This window comes from Proteus hauseri (genome assembly GCF_004116975.1).
GTDB lineage: Bacteria > Pseudomonadota > Gammaproteobacteria > Enterobacterales > Enterobacteriaceae > Proteus > Proteus hauseri.
On sequence record NZ_CP026364.1, the window covers coordinates 61,197 to 77,901 of the forward strand.

The following is a 16,705-nucleotide window of genomic DNA, read 5'->3' on the forward strand; positions in this document are numbered from 1 at the left end:
CAACTGAGTATTGTTAATAGATGAAAAATAAAAACCAATAAGAACAATATGATAAAAGTTAATGCAGATTAAAAATGATATTAACTTCCAAGATAAACACATCTAAAATAAAAAATAATTTAATTTTTAAAATATTTTTTAAAAAAACTATTGACTGTTATGAGAATGTGACTAAAATCAGCATCAGAAAATATTTGTGACATGAATCACATTTTATTAATAGGATACTTAATATGAAATCAATGACTTCTTTTATTACTCAACTGCATCAGGTTGTTGTTCATTTATCATCATCACGCTTACTGTAATTGTTTGTTATTTAAAACAAATATAGCATGAGGCCAGAAAAATCATCATCTTATCGAGAGACAACTTCTGGCTTTTATTTTCTTTTTATTTCTCCTCTCATTCTACTTTTCTCAATCGTTTTTTAGTAACATAAATTTTACTTCGCTTAATTCATTGCAATACGTTGAATATTAAATATCCAATTGACTAAGCGCTGATACTAAATTTATTTCTGAACAGAAAAAATCTTCCCTTTCTTATTTAAAGATTAACAAATATTAATGAATTTCTATTTTATTATTATGTTAACAATCTTGTTTTTTATATACTAATTATTATCGCTATGTTATTTATTATATATCGATTGATTGTTATATCCTATTTAACTGATATTTTTTTACCACTAAAGTGGTATATCATCAAAATATGTAACCATTTGTTTAATAGTTATTTTTTTTAGATAACGTTATTAACATTTTTTATATTGATATAAATCATTATAGGTATGAGGGTTATAACTTAACATATATATACAACTTTACTTGTTGTGAAAAATGTTAGGGTAATGTCAATGTCAAAAATTAAAAATAATACTTCGATTACTGAAATGAGCCGGCGTGGGTTCATTCAGTCTGCAGCGGTTCTTTCAGGCGCTGCTGCTGTGGCAGGAACGGTGTCATTACCTTTCTCTGCAAATGCTCAAAATATCCAGGGTATCCGTCCTGATGAAACAGCGGAAACTATCAAATACAGTGCATGTTTAGTGAACTGTGGTAGCCGTTGTCCATTAAAAGTTCATGTGAAAGATGGCGTTATTCGTCGTATTTCTAATGAAACTATGTATGACGATTCAACATTTGGTCTTCACCAAATTCGCCCATGTCTGCGTGGTCGTTCTGTACGTTGGAAAACGTATAACCCAGATCGTTTAAAATACCCAATGAAACGTGTGGGTAAGCGTGGTGAAGGTAAATTTGAACGTATTTCTTGGGATGAAGCAACATCAATCATCGCCGAAAAATTACAATACACCATCGAAAAATACGGTAATGAAGCAATTTATTATCAATATGGTACAGGCTCTACCGGTGCAAACTTACACGGTAGAACAGCATGTAAACGTTTATTAAGCACCGTAGGTGGCTTTTTAAGTGACTATGGCACTTATTCTTACTCTCAATTAACCGGTATCGTCCCTTATGTTTATGGCGATATGCTGGAATCTCTGTTAACGGAAATTGAGAATTCAGACCTAGTTGTGATGTTTGGTCATAATCTTGCTGAAACACGTATGTCAGGTGGTGGTCAGTTCTATGAAACGCTAAATGCGTTAGATAAGAGCAAAAGTAAAGTTATCATCATCGACCCTCGCCGTACTGACAGTGTGACAACACTCGGTGCTGAATGGATCCCTATTTATCCAGGTACCGACGCTGCATTAGTTGCAGCACTAGGTTATGTGATGATCCAAGAAGGTATTACCGATGAAGATTTCTTACGTGAATATTGCGTCGGTTGGGATAAGCAAACACTCCCTGCATCAGCACCTGAAAATGGCTCTTATAAAGATTACATTTTAGGTAATGGACCTGATGGCATTGCAAAAACCCCTGAGTGGGCAAGTAAATTAACGGGTATTTCTGTTGCGCGTATTATTCAACTGGCCCGTGAAATTGGTAATGCAAGAGCGGCGTGGATCTCTCAAGGCTGGGGTATTCAACGTACCACTAATGGTGAACAAGCCTGTCGTTCTATTATGATGTTGCCATTAATGTCGGGTCATATTGGTCGCCCTGGTACAAATACTGGCTGTTGGGGCGGTAACGTTGCTTACCCTGTTGCAAGCTTCGCACTTCCAAATCCTGTAAAAACGCTGATCCCAACTTTTATGTGGTCTGAAGCGATTGCGCATGGTGAAGAATTAACCAGTAAAAATGCGGGTGTTAGAAATAAAGATAAACTAGATACTGGCATTAAATTTATGTGGTGTTATTCCAGTAACGTGATTGGTAACCAACATGCTGACCTGAATAAAACTCATGATTTACTGCAAGATGAATCAAAATGTGAGTTTATTTTAGTGTGGGATAACCACATGACACCTTCTGCGAAATACGCGGATATTCTACTGCCAGATGTAACAACCGTTGAAACAAACGATCTTATTAACAACTCTTACGCCAGTGGTGCTTACCACTATGTTGTCCGCTTACAAAATGCGATTAAGCCTCTTTGGGAAAACCGCCCTTGCTATGATGTCTTAACAGATATTGCAGAAAAAATGGGTACTAAAGCGCAATTTACAGAAGGTAGGACTTACGAAGAGTGGATTGAGTATTGCTACAACCAAATGCGTGAGAAAAACCCTGCACTGCCTACCTTTGCAGAAACCAATGATATGGGGATTATAGATCGTAAATTACCTAATCGTAATCAATATGTTGCACTTGAAGCATTCCGTCAAGACCCTATCGCTAACCCATTAAAAACAGCGTCAGGTAAGATTGAAATTTATTCTGAAAAATTAATGCAAGATACCGAAGGCTGGGTTTTACCTGAAGGCGACCGTATCCCTGCTATTCCAGAATATTGTAAGAATGAAGAAGGCGTTGAAAACGTTACATTGAAAGAGGAATTTCCTCTGCAAATGACCGGTTTCCACGATAAAGGTCACGTTCACTCTAGTTACTATAATGTGGCGATGTTACGTGAAGCGATCCCTCATCAATTTTGGTTAAACCCAATTGATGCACAAGAACGCGGCTTAAAATCAGGTGATATTGCTGAAATTTATAACAGCCGCGGTCGCTTAAATATTAAAGTAAAAGTAACAGATCGTGTTTTACCGGGCGTTATTGCAGTGCCACAAGGTGCATGGCGAGATCTTGATACAACAGGTGTAGATAAAGGTGGATGTATTAACACATTAACAAGCTGGCACCCATCGCCGTTTGCTAAAGGAAATCCACAACATACAAACCTTGTTGAAGTGAAACGTGCATAAGGAGTTAACTCATGAAGCAATATGGTTTTTATTTTGACTCCACTAAATGCACTGGCTGTAAAACCTGTCAAGTCAGCTGCAAGGATGAAAAAGATTTAGATTTAGGCCCTAAATTCCGTCGTGTTTATGAATATGGTGGTGGTAGTTGGGCTAAACAAGATGGCATCTGGACACAAAATATTTATAGTTATTATCTATCCATTTCTTGTAACCATTGTTCGAACCCAACTTGTGTTGCAGGTTGTCCGACTGGTGCAATGCATAAACGCGAAGAAGATGGTTTAGTTGTTGTTAACCAAGATATTTGTGTAGGTTGCCGTTATTGCGAATTGCGTTGCCCTTATGGCGCACCACAATTTGATGAAAAGAAAAAACTCATGTCTAAATGTGATGGTTGCTATGAACGTGTAGCACAAGGCATGAAACCTGTTTGTGTTGAGTCTTGTCCTCAACGCGCACTGGATTTTGATGATATTGAAGTGATTAGAGCAAAACATGGTACTGAGTGTGGTATTGCACCAATGCCAGATCCAAGCTTAACTAACCCAAATATCGTCATCAAAGCACATAAAGAAGCCAAACCTTCTGGTGATAAAACCGGTTCAGTTCAAAATGCGGCGGAGGTATAAACCATGCATGAACTTCCTCTAGTCTTTTTTACTGTATTAGGTTCTTCAGCAGCTGGGCTGTTTCTTATTGCTTATATCAGTAAAAAATTAGGTCAAATTGATCAAAACCAATTACGTAACGCAAATATCTTAGCATTAATCTTAATGCTGATCGGTTTAGGAATTGGTGGGTTACACGTAGGGCAACCACTGCGTTTCTTTAATATGCTATTAGGTGTTGGCCGTTCTCCTATGAGTAACGAAGCATTTTTAAGTGGCATATTTACTGGATTTGCATTTGTTACTGTTGCATTAACAGTAATGAAAAAGTGGAATGGATTGCGTGAAATTTGTAATCTATTTACCGTTATTTTCGGATTAGCTTTTGTATGGTCAATTCCACAAGTTTATCATATTGCAACCATTGCTAACTGGAATACTGATTACACAACATTGCAATTTTGGATGACGTTGTTAGTTGGTGGTGGTGTTTTGGCTATGGCCACAGGTGCAAGACGCTTAGGTGCATTATCTTTTATTATTGGCGCTATTATCACCTTGGCAACACGTTCTGGTTACGTGAGCTTCCTTGGTTTTACAGGCCCTGAACTTAGTGCAGAACAAACTATTTTTTGGGGATTCCAACTTGCAGTACTAGCATTAGGTATTGTGATTGTTGGTTTCACGGCCCTGAAAGCACAGACATCAAAAATGACACTAGCAACTTGTGCCGCAGCAGTCATTATTGCTGAATTATCAGGCCGTATTGCTTTCTATAATTTGTGGCATATTACGATGTAACTTTGATTTTCTTAAAACGTAATTTTAAGAAATAAAAGCAAATGCATACCTTTTTAGGTATGCATTTTTTTTAGAATGATGAACCAGGTTGTTGTAAGAAGAGTTGCTCTTCTGGTGTTGATTCTCTGGCTAAAATTTCGTTACGATGTGGATAACGGCCATATTTATCAATAATTTCTTTATGTCGCAGTTCATATTGATAAGTGTTTTCATCATTTAATTGAGAGAAAAGAGTCAGCGCATCTTGGTGAATTTTTTTAGATTCAGAATGCATAAATGGCATAATTAAAAACTTTCGTTTAACTGGGGTTAAAGAAAGATATTCAGGTTGGCGAATCGCCTCTTGAGCTAAAATAAGTGCCATATTATCTTGAGAGAATGCTTGAGGTGTATCACGCCAAATATTGCGTGAAAATTGATCGAGTATAATAACTTCACCTAAACGCCCTTCAATACTTTCTCGCCAATATGATAACTCCGCTCGACTGGCTTGTTCACAAAGCGAACCAAATCTGTCTTTAATTTCTTTATCGAAAGAAGCATCTTTCTTAAACCACTGCTCGGGAGTACATTCATCAAACCAAAAAGTTAAAACTGGTTGATAAGGATTCATATTTATAACCACCCTGTCGCTTGTTAGTGAAAAATTAGCGTTATTATTACCTGAGTTTTTCTTCAAACTATCTTACTTTTAATAGTGATATATCTTAAACCTTATTATTACTTAACCCTATCATCAATTTTATAAAAAAATAAATCTCCTTTGGATCGATTCAAAGGAGATTAAAATCGCTTCCTAGCGAACACTTATATCCATTAAGTGACGCCATCCATAAGCTACCGTTCTATCTACTCAAAATATTGCTAACAATATTTTTTCAATCTCATATTTTATTATTTTAATAAATATAAAAACAAACTAGCTCAAACAATATGCCTACAAAATAAACAGCAAAATAGCTTAAAAAAAATCAACGATATACTAATAAATATTGCATTTATTCCTTTGTAGGCCTTAAATAAGTATTATTACCCAACAATCTTTATTGTAAATAAATAACTTATAATTCAATAAGATAAATAAATAACAATCGATATTATTATAAGGATATCGATTTATTTTGTATAAAATATATGAGGATCAATAATGAGATAAAAGATTAAAAAACACGCATTACTAATGACATTTATCTAAAAATTTGCGCTATTCCTCTGTTTCTTTAACAAATTTGGAGTACAATCGTCATAGTCTATCTACTGAATGAATCGTTATGTCTACCATTGCTGTTATTGGAATAAGCTACCTTGTTGGTGCTGTACTCTCTTTTATTGTTACTTTCTTTCTAACAAAAGATCCTAGCCTTGTCATGCGTTTACTAAGTGCGTTCTTGATTGCCATTACCTGGCCATTAAGTTTCTTTATGGCTCTTGTTTTTTCTATTTTTAGCTAAATTTTTAAGTCTATAATCATAGCCTAATTATTTTCCTTATTTAATTTTTCTATATCTACTCTCTTTTTTTAAGATAGTTAATTAAATATTAAAATAGATGTATCTATTTTTATTATTTAAAAAATAAAAAATAAAGATAAAGTAATATTGGATACCAAATCAATAAGGAAATTTTAAATGAGTGAAACCAAGAGTAATACTAAAGTCACTGCTTCAGGAGTAGCTGACACATTTTATGCTATGAATATCTCTTTTTCTGTAGGAAGAAATGATTACATGCTTTCATTGAATCGAGACAGAAAATATGAAACGAAGACACTTACTTCTGATGGAAAATTTGGCCCATTGGTTGAAACTAATATCTTTAAGCATTATTATGACTACATGCAAATTATCTATGACTCTGCAAATGGAAAACAATATTTATGTTGTATTTCCTCAGATAGCAAATACTTTGAATTATTTTTAATTCAAGGTGATGGGAAATTGCTATCAACTGATACTCATGATTATTTTGAAGGTTTTAACAAATCAGGTGCTATATTTATTATTAAAGGTCATTTTTATATTTATAGCCAAAGAGAATTAGATAGATCTTGGCAAATTACATTAATGAATGCATGATTTAATTGCTATTTTCTATAAAATAAAGATAGATTATTAATTTAACAGGGCTATTGTCTAAGATAGTAGCCCTGTTAATGTTGAAAAATAATAACTAAAAATAATATTTTCAAAACTAGATATTATTAATTTAAACGATCTAAAGATAACTCTTTTAGCTTAGATTTTATTAACGAATTAATATCTAATATTCCACCATTTTATTTTGTTAAATTCTTGCCAAGTAAATTCACTTAAACACCTTAATTTAAAAATACTAACCAATTGATTAAATACAAAAATATTTATTTTAATTAACCTATTTTTTATTATACATTTACAAATAAGAGTAAAAACATTACAGTATTTTAGGTAAATTAAGATTATTAATATTTTCTATTTTTAAATAGAGTTTCTACTTAGAGTTAAAATATGTTTAGTGAAAATGTCATTACTGATATTATTTGTTGGATCGAAGATAATTTAGAAAAAAATCTGAGCTTAGAAAGTGTTTCACAAAAATCAGGCTACTCTAAATGGCATCTTCAGCGAATGTTTAAAGAACAGACAAACTTAACACTAGCATCTTATATAAGAGCTAGACGTCTTTCTTGTGCTGCAATTGAATTACGCTTACAGCGTACACCATTACTTGATATCGCATTGAAATATCGTTTTGACTCTCAACAAACTTTTTCTCGTGCTTTTAAAAAGCTATTTAATATTACCCCTTACGATTATCGCCGAAAAGCAAATTGGCAAGCACATGGTTTTACTTTACCATTAAGAAAATTTGCAGGTTATAATTTAGATATGCAAATTATTGATATTGACAACCTTTCTCTAATTGGGATCAGCCATACTTACCAGTCTAATTCTATTGAGTGGAATCTAAATACTGAAAAAAAGCGCAAAGAGTATTGGGAAATATTTTTCAAAAAAGCACTTTATAATCACAATAAAATCTATGCTACTCACAATATTTTTTCTGAACAAAGAAACAATCTCGTTATTAATTATGCAACAATGAGAGAGAATTTAGTAGATAGAGATAATTCAAATTTTAATTACACCGAGATAATTAATAATAAAAAATATTTAAAAATCACGCTTTCGCCAGCACTATTACAACTTGATTACAAAGATATTATTTACAATATTTATGGTGTTTTAATGCGAAAATTAAATATTCCACGAAAAAAAGGGGAACCGGACATTGAGGAATATATTTTAAAAGAAAACTATCACGTTTTAGATCTTATCAATAATCCATTATCTTTAATAAAAAATATTAATTATTATATTCCTATTGATATTAAACCGAACCTCAAATAATAATTTAATATTCTATCTTCTCAGAGAATAAAGGTAGAATATTAACCTTACACTATAATAAAAAATGATTTATAAAAAACTATAATTATCAATACATTACCAATCATATTTCAAATTATTTAGACTAGTTAAAATTTATTATTACTCAAAAAAATAAATTAATCTCTTTCAATTAAATTTTTCATGTTCTATCTTTAATAAACGAAAAAAATAAAATAGTTGTAATAATATTTACTATTGAAAAATTTATTTCTTATTTCTTTACGTGATTTTCTTACCCTATCCTATTTATATAAACTAGCGAGTGACTCACTTGATTATCTTTCAATATTAATCTTTTCTCTTTCATTGTATCAATTTTTAACGATACAAATAATTGCGATACAAAACCTAAAAACAACAATCAAAAGCATTCATACCACAGAAAATGACAATCAATGCAAATGATATCAAAAATAAAGTTCTTCTTGAACACCACCCAAATAGCGCAACTCGATAATTTATAAATCACCTTGCGATAAAATGATCCTATTTTGAGGCTGTTGTTTTACATATTTAATGTATTAAGATAATAAATTAATTCAGTATCATCTTCATCTAAATTATCTACACAACCGCTTTCAACGAAACCTGATCTGGACAATATCGCTTTCATTTTAAGATTAGATTGATTTGTAGAGGTAAAAATCTTCGCTGTTTTTGATGATGCCTTAAAATATGTAATTAACTTAGTCGCTAAACCTTGTGAGCGATAGTTTTCATCAACCATAATTAACTCAATAAAACCGCACTGAAAAAAACGATAATGAAAAACGCCATAAGCAACAACAACCGTATCAACAACGACAAGATAAAGTGAATTCTCATTAATCCAAGTTTTTATTTCGTCAATGCGAGAAGAATGTATTTGAGCATAAGTGTCGATTTGACTGATTAAGTGAAGTTCAGAAAGTGTAGCAAGTCTAATTTTCATAGTGATAGTTTTTAAGTAATAAAACTATAGATAAGAAAAAACCCGCTACCTCTTACGAGATAACGGGTTCTTATATGGTGCCGGCTACCGGAGTCGAACTGGTGACCTACTGATTACAAGTCAGTTGCTCTACCAACTGAGCTAAGCCGGCTAATTCTGGCGGAAAGATAGAGATTCGAACTCTAGGATGGTTTCCCATCGGCGGTTTTCAAGACCGCTGCCTTCAGCCACTCGGCCATCCTTCCATAGCGCGGAATTATGCCTATCTCTCGCCGCGCTGTCTAGTCCTGAAGGCAAAAAAAATCATTTTTTTATTCGTTTGCTTAAACTTCAATCTAATATTGATTAAAAAAAGATAACTTATTAATATTTCGGTCGAATAGCAACATTAATGAGATATCAATGACATTAATTTATATCACTACTGATTTAAAAATAGAGGAATAATAGTGTAGTAATAAACAAAGAAAAAACCCGCTACCTCTTGCGAGATAACGGGTTCTTATATGGTGCCGGCTACCGGAGTCGAACTGGTGACCTACTGATTACAAGTCAGTTGCTCTACCAACTGAGCTAAGCCGGCTAATTCTGGCGGAAGGATAGAGATTCGAACTCTAGGATGGTTTCCCATCGGCGGTTTTCAAGACCGCTGCCTTCAGCCACTCGGCCATCCTTCCATAGCGCGGAATTATGCCTATCTCTCGTCGTGCTGTCTAGTTCTGAATATAAAAAATTTCGCTTTTTCTGTTTGTTTGCTCAAAGTTCACTCGAATATCCCTTTTAAAGTGATAACCTGTTAATATAATGGCTAAATGCTGATGGTTGTTTAACCAATAATTATCTTCTACTTACTTCGTTTTTAAAGGTTCGCAAACTGAATGCGCAAACTGACTCAATTAAAACCAAATACATTGACTCGTATATATGCCCTATTTCTTATTTTTTTGGTCATATCTCTCTTTTTATATGCCTATAGCTACTTTAACGCTTGGCTCGACAATAAAAAGAATGCATTAAATAACACAACACACAAATTCGCATTACAGGTTGAAGATTACCGCTATCATTCAAACCAGCTTTTCCAATTATCAAACAAAATGGCCGACTCGACTATTTATCCACCAATATCTATCAACCCAATAAAATTACGCACCGATGTTTATTGGCTTGAAGGCAGAGATCAAACGGTTGATACCATTGTATTTGGTAAAGCAAATGAACATACTTTTCAACTAGCAAGACGTTTTGCTAATTCACTAGAAATACTTTGGGGCGTTCGTAATGACTACAGCTCTCTTTATTACCTTAATGGTAAAGGCAATGACCTTATATTAGTTACTACGCACTCAGTACTTAAACCTGAGATCCGTTATAAAGAGAGTTATCTAACTTTAACTGCGGAGAACAAACGCTCTGAACTTTTAATGCAATCTACTGCATTAGATGAAAAAGAGAGTATTTCTCCGATTAGGAAAATGTCTACAGAAAACATTTATTACTACACTTACCGGATTATGTTTAATGTTCCTGGGCAGCTAACTAGCGTCATTGCTTTTGATTTACCAATAAATAACTTTCTTCCTTATGAGCTACAGCCTCAGTATTTAAGACTACTGCCTACGGGTCAGCAAACAATTTATGATAAAAATGATATCGAAGTTTCGACCGATGGCTCTTCACTCATCTTTTCTCAGCCTATTGCAGGGATCCCTTATTCTCTTTCTTATGAATACCCTTTAAAGGCGATAATCACAGAAATCACTTATAAAAATATCTGGCTATTAATTAGCCTTTTCTCTTTTATTCTGATCTCTATTTTTGGCCATATCTATATTCGCAATAAATATGTCTATCCTTACATCTCAATGACACGCAATCTTCGTATTAAAGAAGAAATGACGAATGACATTATCTCTAACCTTCCTATCGGATTATTAGTATACAATTTTTCCTCTAATCATAAGATTATCAGCAATAGTCACGCTGAAAAGCTACTACCTCATATTGATTTATCAAAAATTCGTCAAATGGCGATAGAACACAATGGCCTGATACAAACAGCCATCAATAATGAAATCTATGAAATTAGAACAAGTAATAACAACAATATTGATAATACCTCTCTATTCATTTTTTTGAATAAAGATAATGAAGCCTTGATCAATAAAAAATTGCAACTAGCGCAGCAAGAATATGAAAAAAATACTATTGCTCGTCGTAAAATCCTTTCCAATATGTCATCAGAATTAATGCGACCAATTAAAGACATTAATGGAATGGTTTATCAGTTTAAAGAACTATTACCTGAAGATATCCATCAGCAGTTGCTTAGCCTTCTATTAGAAAAAACTAACTATATTTCAGAGTGGATTGAAAACATCACTTTAATTAATAAGTTAGAAAATCAAGAATGGAAAATTCATAAAGATGAATTTGAACTTTCAACGCTTGTTGAATCTATTCTGCTAACTACTACGCCTTTTATGATAAGAAAAGGACTAACACTTTATTTTCATAACAATATAAGGCCTGGATTACTTTTAATTAACGATGGGCCGGCATTAAGTAAAATTCTTTTATCTCTGATTAATTATGCCATCAGCACGACTAATTATGGAAAAATTTCTGTTAATTTAAATTTAGTAAAAAATAAAGACAAAGATAAAGAAGAAATACTTATTGATATTATTGACAGTGGTAGCGGACTTACACCACAAGATATTGCTAATATTAAATATCCATTTCTTGGGCAAGCTATGGGCGATAAATATTATTCCAACTCAGGAATTATTTTTTATTTATGCCATTTATTGTGTAAGAAAATACAGGGAGATTTAACTATTAAGAGTCAGGAAAGTATTGGTTCTCATTTCCGTATCGTACTACCATACCAGCATATTGATACCCAAGAACGTAGCTTTGACGTATTATTAGAAGGCGTAAGTGCAAAACTCGCCATAAAAAACCCTGAAATAGAAAAAATTGTTTGCCAACAGCTTGATAAATATGGCGCTACATACTTTGATAAAAATAAAGAGAATCTTTATCCTGAATACGATATCATACTTAAAGATACTCCTGATGATAAAGCAGAATCAGCAACAATATTATTAGTTAGTACTATTGTTGGATTTGAAAAAATATCAAAAAATTTAATAAAGTGTAACTATAACTTCGGTGATGCATTAATAGAGTCTATTACTTATTTGATTGAAGAAAATGAGTCATTAACTCTAGAAACAACTCAAGCGAGTATTTTAAATGAAAATAATAACCTTGATAATCACGAAGTAATTCTTAATAATTATAGACACAAGCTGGATGGTAGTGATTATAAGGAGCTATTTATCAATACTGTTCCAACTGATATTGAAAAATTACATTTAGAGGCAACTAATAAAGACTTTCCTTCTCTAGCCCAGACTGCACATCGCCTAAAAGGGGTTTTTGCCATGTTAGATTTGGAGTATCTCAAAGAGAGCTGTGAATATTTAGAGCGTGACATAAAAAATCATAATGAATTAGAGATAAAAGAACGTATCAGTCAACTGGATAAATGGATTCAACAGTTGCTGCAGCAAGGTAACAATTAAACATGAATAACCTTAATATTATTATTGCCGATGATCATCCGATTGTTTTATTCGGTATTCGTAAATCTTTAGAACAAATTGAATGGGTTAATGTTGTTGGTGAGTTTGAAGATTCAACTTCACTTATCAATAACTTATCAAAGCTAAATGCTGACGCCCTAATCACCGATCTTTCAATGCCTGGTGATAAATATGGTGATGGTATTACATTGATTAAGTACATAAAAAGACACTATCCTAACTTGTCTATTATTGTACTAACCATGAATAACAACCCTGCCATTTTAAGTGCAGTGCTTGACCTTGAAATTGAAGGTATCGTTTTAAAACAAGGTGCACCAACAGATTTACCAAAAGCCTTGGCAACGTTACAGAAAGGCAAAAAGTTTATGCCTGAAAGCGTTGCAAAACTACTAGAGAAAGTTAATGCCAATGGTTATGGCGATAAACGCCTATCACCAAAAGAGAGCGAAGTCCTTAGATTGTTTGCTGAAGGCTTCCTTGTCACTGAAATTGCTAAAAAACTAAATCGTAGTATTAAAACGATTAGTAGCCAGAAAAAATCAGCAATGATGAAGTTAGGTGTTGATAATGATATTGCACTTCTCAACTACTTATCATCCGTGACTATTGATAAGGAAATTAACGGCGACGATTAACTTGCTCGTTAACTTATCTTGGCAGTACCGATAAAATCAGGAAGCTCATACCCTTTGTGGGAGCTTCTCTGCTTTTTATCTGTGTTATTTCCTATCTATGCACCTATTTACACCTCTTTTCTCAGCTTGTATCCCAATGTTATTTATCTAAACAGTCCCTCTAAACGTTGTATAGGGTGTTTTTAAACGATTTAAACAGATATTGTTTATCTATACCCAGACTGCAAAAATCAGCGCTACATCTTCTTTTTATTAAAAATCTTATATAACCTTTTTCTCTTCTTACTAACAAAAAAACAAAAAAAGTGCTAAAAATTAGCACCTTTTGAATAATTCATCGTTATACTCGTCACTCTTGTTTTTTATTAAACCCATTATTAAATATCAACAAATTATTCGATTAACACCTCTTTCTATTGCCATAGTTAAGAAATATTTTTTAATAATGCTTCTTTTAAAATAATGAGTGAAACAGGTTTAGAAACACAATCATCCATACCCGCATCAATACAACGCTGTTTTTCTTCTGCTATTGCATTCGCTGTCACGCCAATAATAGGAATAGAACTTCCCATTTGTCGAACATGGGTTGCTAATTGATAACCGTTCATATTTGGCATGTTGACATCCGTTAAAATAATATCTATCGAATTTTTAGCAATAAATTCCAGCGCATCACAACCATCTTCTGCCGTTGCTGTATCAAATCCAATTTTCTTTAATTGATCCGTAAGCAATAAACGATTGATAGGATGATCATCAACAATAAGTACTCTTAGCCCTTGTAAACCGCTATCCGTTGTTATTGCTTTAGATTCTGAATAAATAACATCAGCATTTATTTGAGGAAGCTGTAGCATAATCTTAGATAACTCATTAAGTTTATAAGTGCTACACAGCCACATATTTTCATCTATTTTCTTTGCCGGATCAAAATAATGCTCATTAATTCTGATTGTTTGGCATTGAGTGATTATATCTCGATCATAATCAGTGATAATAAAATCCGTTGAAGCAAGCGCAATTTCTTCTGTTAACTCTGCACACTTTAATCCAAAGTAACTAAGATAACGCTCAATAAAACCTTCTAAACAAAGATTTCTTACATCAAGAAAACAACGAATAGTGCTTTGTGCGTAAATATTCTTTTTATCATTATTTTCGTTATTTTCTAACGCACCATATAACGGGATCCGTACCGTAAATCGACTACCAATATTCTCCTGTGATACCACACTAATGTCACCATCCATCAAATTAATAAGCTTCTCGCAAATAGCTAATCCAAGCCCTGTTCCTTCAGATGCACTCTCTGTATTTTGAGAAACTTGGAAAAAGGGTTCAAAAAGCTCGTGAAGTGTTTTTTCACTTATTCCCTTACCTGTATCATGAATATCAAAATAGAGATAATAATCATCTTTATAAAGATGTAACGTAATACAACCTGTCGTAGTAAATTTAATGCTGTTATTTAATAAATTAGAAATAACTTGTTGTACACGAACAGGGTCACTATTTACGATTTTAGGCACATCAGGCTCAATAAAGCAGTAAATAGCGAGGTCTTTTTTAGCTATCAAAGGCAAATAGTTAGAAATAACAAATGAGACCACTTGACGACAATTAAACGGCTTAATCTCTATTTTTAGTTGCTTAGATTCTATTTTTGAAAAATCTAAAATATCACTAATAATTTTAAGCAATAAAGATGATGAGTTATCCATTGTTTTAAGCAATCGAGCGGTTTCATTATTTTGAGTAAAAGATTGCAATAACTCTAAATTACCAATAATGCCATATAGTGGTGTACGTAACTCATGACTAACTGTAGCTAAGAACATCGATTTTGCTTGGTTTGCTTGTTCTGCCGCCGTTGCCATATTTTGTAAAGAACGTTCCATTTTAACGCGGGAACTAATATCCACGAGAACACAGATAGCAACATCTTCATTTTGATAACGTGAATTAACAAAACTAATTTGTAAATGGTTACGGTTATTAGTCACTACATCCACCATATTGCTGCCTTTCTCAGCAATGATAGATAAAATATTTTGCTTATCACTATGGCTAAGTAAGCGGAAATAATTATGAGCTAATTCATTACTTAAAATAATCATGCCATCGCGAATACGAAGAATGCTGATGCCAACTGGCGCTGATGCTACTATTTTATGGTTAAATTGCTCATGCTCTTCTAAACGTGATGCATTATTTTCTGCTGGTGAGAATATTTTCCGTTCAAAGATCCAAACAAAAATAAAGACAAAAATGGCCGATATCGTATTTAAAATCAGCGCATTAAAAATAGTAAATTTAAATTCATTGAGAATTTGTTTTAGTGGTAACGAATAAACCACACTGAATGATGAAGGCAATAATTTCCGCTTAGAAACTAAATCACTAAAGTCCTCATCAAAACCAAAATAAGGCGCATTAACTTCAGGTGCTTGTCTTGCTGTACGATAATTATTCTCAGCCGGATAATTTAAAATTGTGGTATTGTTGCTATTAAGTAGATGAATAGAAATAACGCGATCTTTAGTTGGAGAAAAGTATTCAAGACGAATGGCTCTTTCAATACCAATCAATCCAATAAACTTTCCGGAAGCATAAACTGGAGACATCACATACAAAATACCGCTATCCCCTTTTGCATCAGGTACTATCCAATATTGATTAACTTCCTTCCCCTGAGCTCGCTGATTAATATAGTTACGCGTATTTTCATAGACCATTTTTTTCAGCATTTCGGTATCAATCGGTGATGCACGCAATGGAAAATTAATCATACACATACTATGAGAACCCACCATAAAAACTTGGTTTATTCCCTGTAATGCAGGCGTATTGTCTTTCCAATAATAAAGAATGCTATTAAATGAACGGAAATAGTTATTCGTTTGACCTTTAAAAAGTTCGCAATCCGCAGTGTCATTTAATTTGTGTAAGGAAAAAGCTCCTTCATAAAAAGGTAAATTTTTGATATTAGGATTTAAATTGAGCTGCTCTTGATGACGTTCGGCGAGATATTGTAAATCACGAATGGTTCCTGAGGTTTGCCTAAAGAAACCAAGTAAATTGGTGTAGTTGTTACTATATTCTTGTCTGATATCCGATTTTGTATCGTTAAAAATGTTGATGAGATAAAACATGGTCAACAATGCGCCCATAGCCCACAACATGACACCTAATATACGAAAAAGGTAGCGGGAAATTTTTAACGACGTTTTAAAGGACGAGAGATATCTCAAACAACCACCCTAATCGATAAACCACACAAGAAACTTATTCTATTCTAGCAGAAGTTACTGTATGTCTGAATGATATGATTTTTACCATAAGAATAAATTTTTTGCTAATGCAGGCAATTATTCACACAAAAAAAGC

11 protein-coding genes and 4 tRNA genes are annotated in these 16,705 nt (G+C 33.1%); 8 read left to right on the top strand and 7 right to left on the bottom strand.

The features are described 5' to 3' along the window. The first annotated feature begins 859 nt into the window (after window positions 1-859). The 3 genes from PH4a_RS00290 to PH4a_RS00300 are packed head-to-tail and all read left to right on the top strand — an operon-like array spanning window position 860 to window position 4,701. Complete coding sequence (locus PH4a_RS00290; protein WP_129036893.1) at window positions 860-3,292, top strand: DMSO/selenate family reductase complex A subunit; 2,433 nt, start codon at window positions 860-862, stop codon at window positions 3,290-3,292. Between the two features lie 11 nt (window positions 3,293-3,303). After that, on the top strand, window positions 3,304-3,921 hold the full coding sequence (locus PH4a_RS00295; protein WP_023581764.1) for a DMSO/selenate family reductase complex B subunit: 618 nt from the start codon (window positions 3,304-3,306) through the stop codon (window positions 3,919-3,921). A 3-nt stretch (window positions 3,922-3,924) separates the two neighbouring features. Further along, on the top strand, window positions 3,925-4,701 hold the full coding sequence (locus PH4a_RS00300) for a dimethyl sulfoxide reductase anchor subunit family protein (protein ID WP_129036895.1): 777 nt from the start codon (window positions 3,925-3,927) through the stop codon (window positions 4,699-4,701). A gap of 70 nt (window positions 4,702-4,771) precedes the next feature. On the opposite strand, the gene PH4a_RS00305 is transcribed toward PH4a_RS00300, so the two are convergent. After that, window positions 4,772-5,314 carry a DUF924 family protein gene (locus PH4a_RS00305; RefSeq protein WP_129036897.1) on the bottom strand — a complete coding sequence of 181 codons (543 nt, stop codon included), beginning with the start codon at window positions 5,312-5,314 and terminating at the stop codon, window positions 4,772-4,774. Between the two features lie 658 nt (window positions 5,315-5,972). Here PH4a_RS00305 and PH4a_RS00310 point away from each other — a divergent pair. The 3 genes from PH4a_RS00310 to PH4a_RS00320 all read left to right on the top strand — a co-directional run bounded on the left by PH4a_RS00310 (window position 5,973) and on the right by PH4a_RS00320 (window position 8,090). After that, window positions 5,973-6,152, top strand: a complete 180-nt coding sequence (locus PH4a_RS00310; RefSeq protein ID WP_064720430.1) for a GhoT/OrtT family toxin — start codon at window positions 5,973-5,975, stop codon at window positions 6,150-6,152. Between the two features lie 177 nt (window positions 6,153-6,329). Next, complete coding sequence (locus tag PH4a_RS00315) at window positions 6,330-6,776, top strand: hypothetical protein (protein WP_129036899.1); 447 nt, start codon at window positions 6,330-6,332, stop codon at window positions 6,774-6,776. Window positions 6,777-7,187: 411 nt separating this feature from the next. Next, window positions 7,188-8,090 (top strand): helix-turn-helix domain-containing protein, encoded by a 903-nt coding sequence (locus tag PH4a_RS00320; RefSeq protein WP_064720432.1) that lies wholly within the window; start codon window positions 7,188-7,190, stop codon window positions 8,088-8,090. Window positions 8,091-8,637: 547 nt separating this feature from the next. Here PH4a_RS00320 and PH4a_RS00325 read toward each other — a convergent pair. From PH4a_RS00325 to PH4a_RS00345, 5 genes are all read right to left on the bottom strand, one after another. Beyond that, window positions 8,638-9,063 carry a GNAT family N-acetyltransferase gene (locus PH4a_RS00325; protein ID WP_129036901.1) on the bottom strand — a complete coding sequence of 142 codons (426 nt, stop codon included), beginning with the start codon at window positions 9,061-9,063 and terminating at the stop codon, window positions 8,638-8,640. Between the two features lie 75 nt (window positions 9,064-9,138). Continuing rightward, window positions 9,139-9,214: transfer RNA gene (locus PH4a_RS00330), tRNA-Thr, on the bottom strand. A 6-nt stretch (window positions 9,215-9,220) separates the two neighbouring features. After that, window positions 9,221-9,308, bottom strand: a tRNA-Ser gene (locus PH4a_RS00335). Window positions 9,309-9,570: 262 nt separating this feature from the next. Further along, window positions 9,571-9,646, bottom strand: a tRNA-Thr gene (locus PH4a_RS00340). A 6-nt stretch (window positions 9,647-9,652) separates the two neighbouring features. Beyond that, window positions 9,653-9,740: transfer RNA gene (locus tag PH4a_RS00345), tRNA-Ser, on the bottom strand. A gap of 201 nt (window positions 9,741-9,941) precedes the next feature. Between PH4a_RS00345 and rcsD the strand changes: the two genes are divergently transcribed. Continuing rightward, window positions 9,942-12,656, top strand: a complete 2,715-nt coding sequence (gene rcsD / locus PH4a_RS00350) for a phosphotransferase RcsD (protein WP_129036903.1) — start codon at window positions 9,942-9,944, stop codon at window positions 12,654-12,656. Window positions 12,657-12,658: 2 nt separating this feature from the next. Continuing rightward, window positions 12,659-13,315 (top strand): response regulator transcription factor RcsB, encoded by a 657-nt coding sequence (rcsB, locus tag PH4a_RS00355; RefSeq protein ID WP_129036905.1) that lies wholly within the window; start codon window positions 12,659-12,661, stop codon window positions 13,313-13,315. Window positions 13,316-13,740: 425 nt separating this feature from the next. Here the strand turns inward: rcsB and rcsC are convergent, their stop codons facing one another. Next, window positions 13,741-16,569 (bottom strand): two-component system sensor histidine kinase RcsC, encoded by a 2,829-nt coding sequence (rcsC, locus tag PH4a_RS00360; RefSeq protein WP_129036907.1) that lies wholly within the window; start codon window positions 16,567-16,569, stop codon window positions 13,741-13,743. Window positions 16,570-16,705 lie beyond the last annotated feature (136 nt).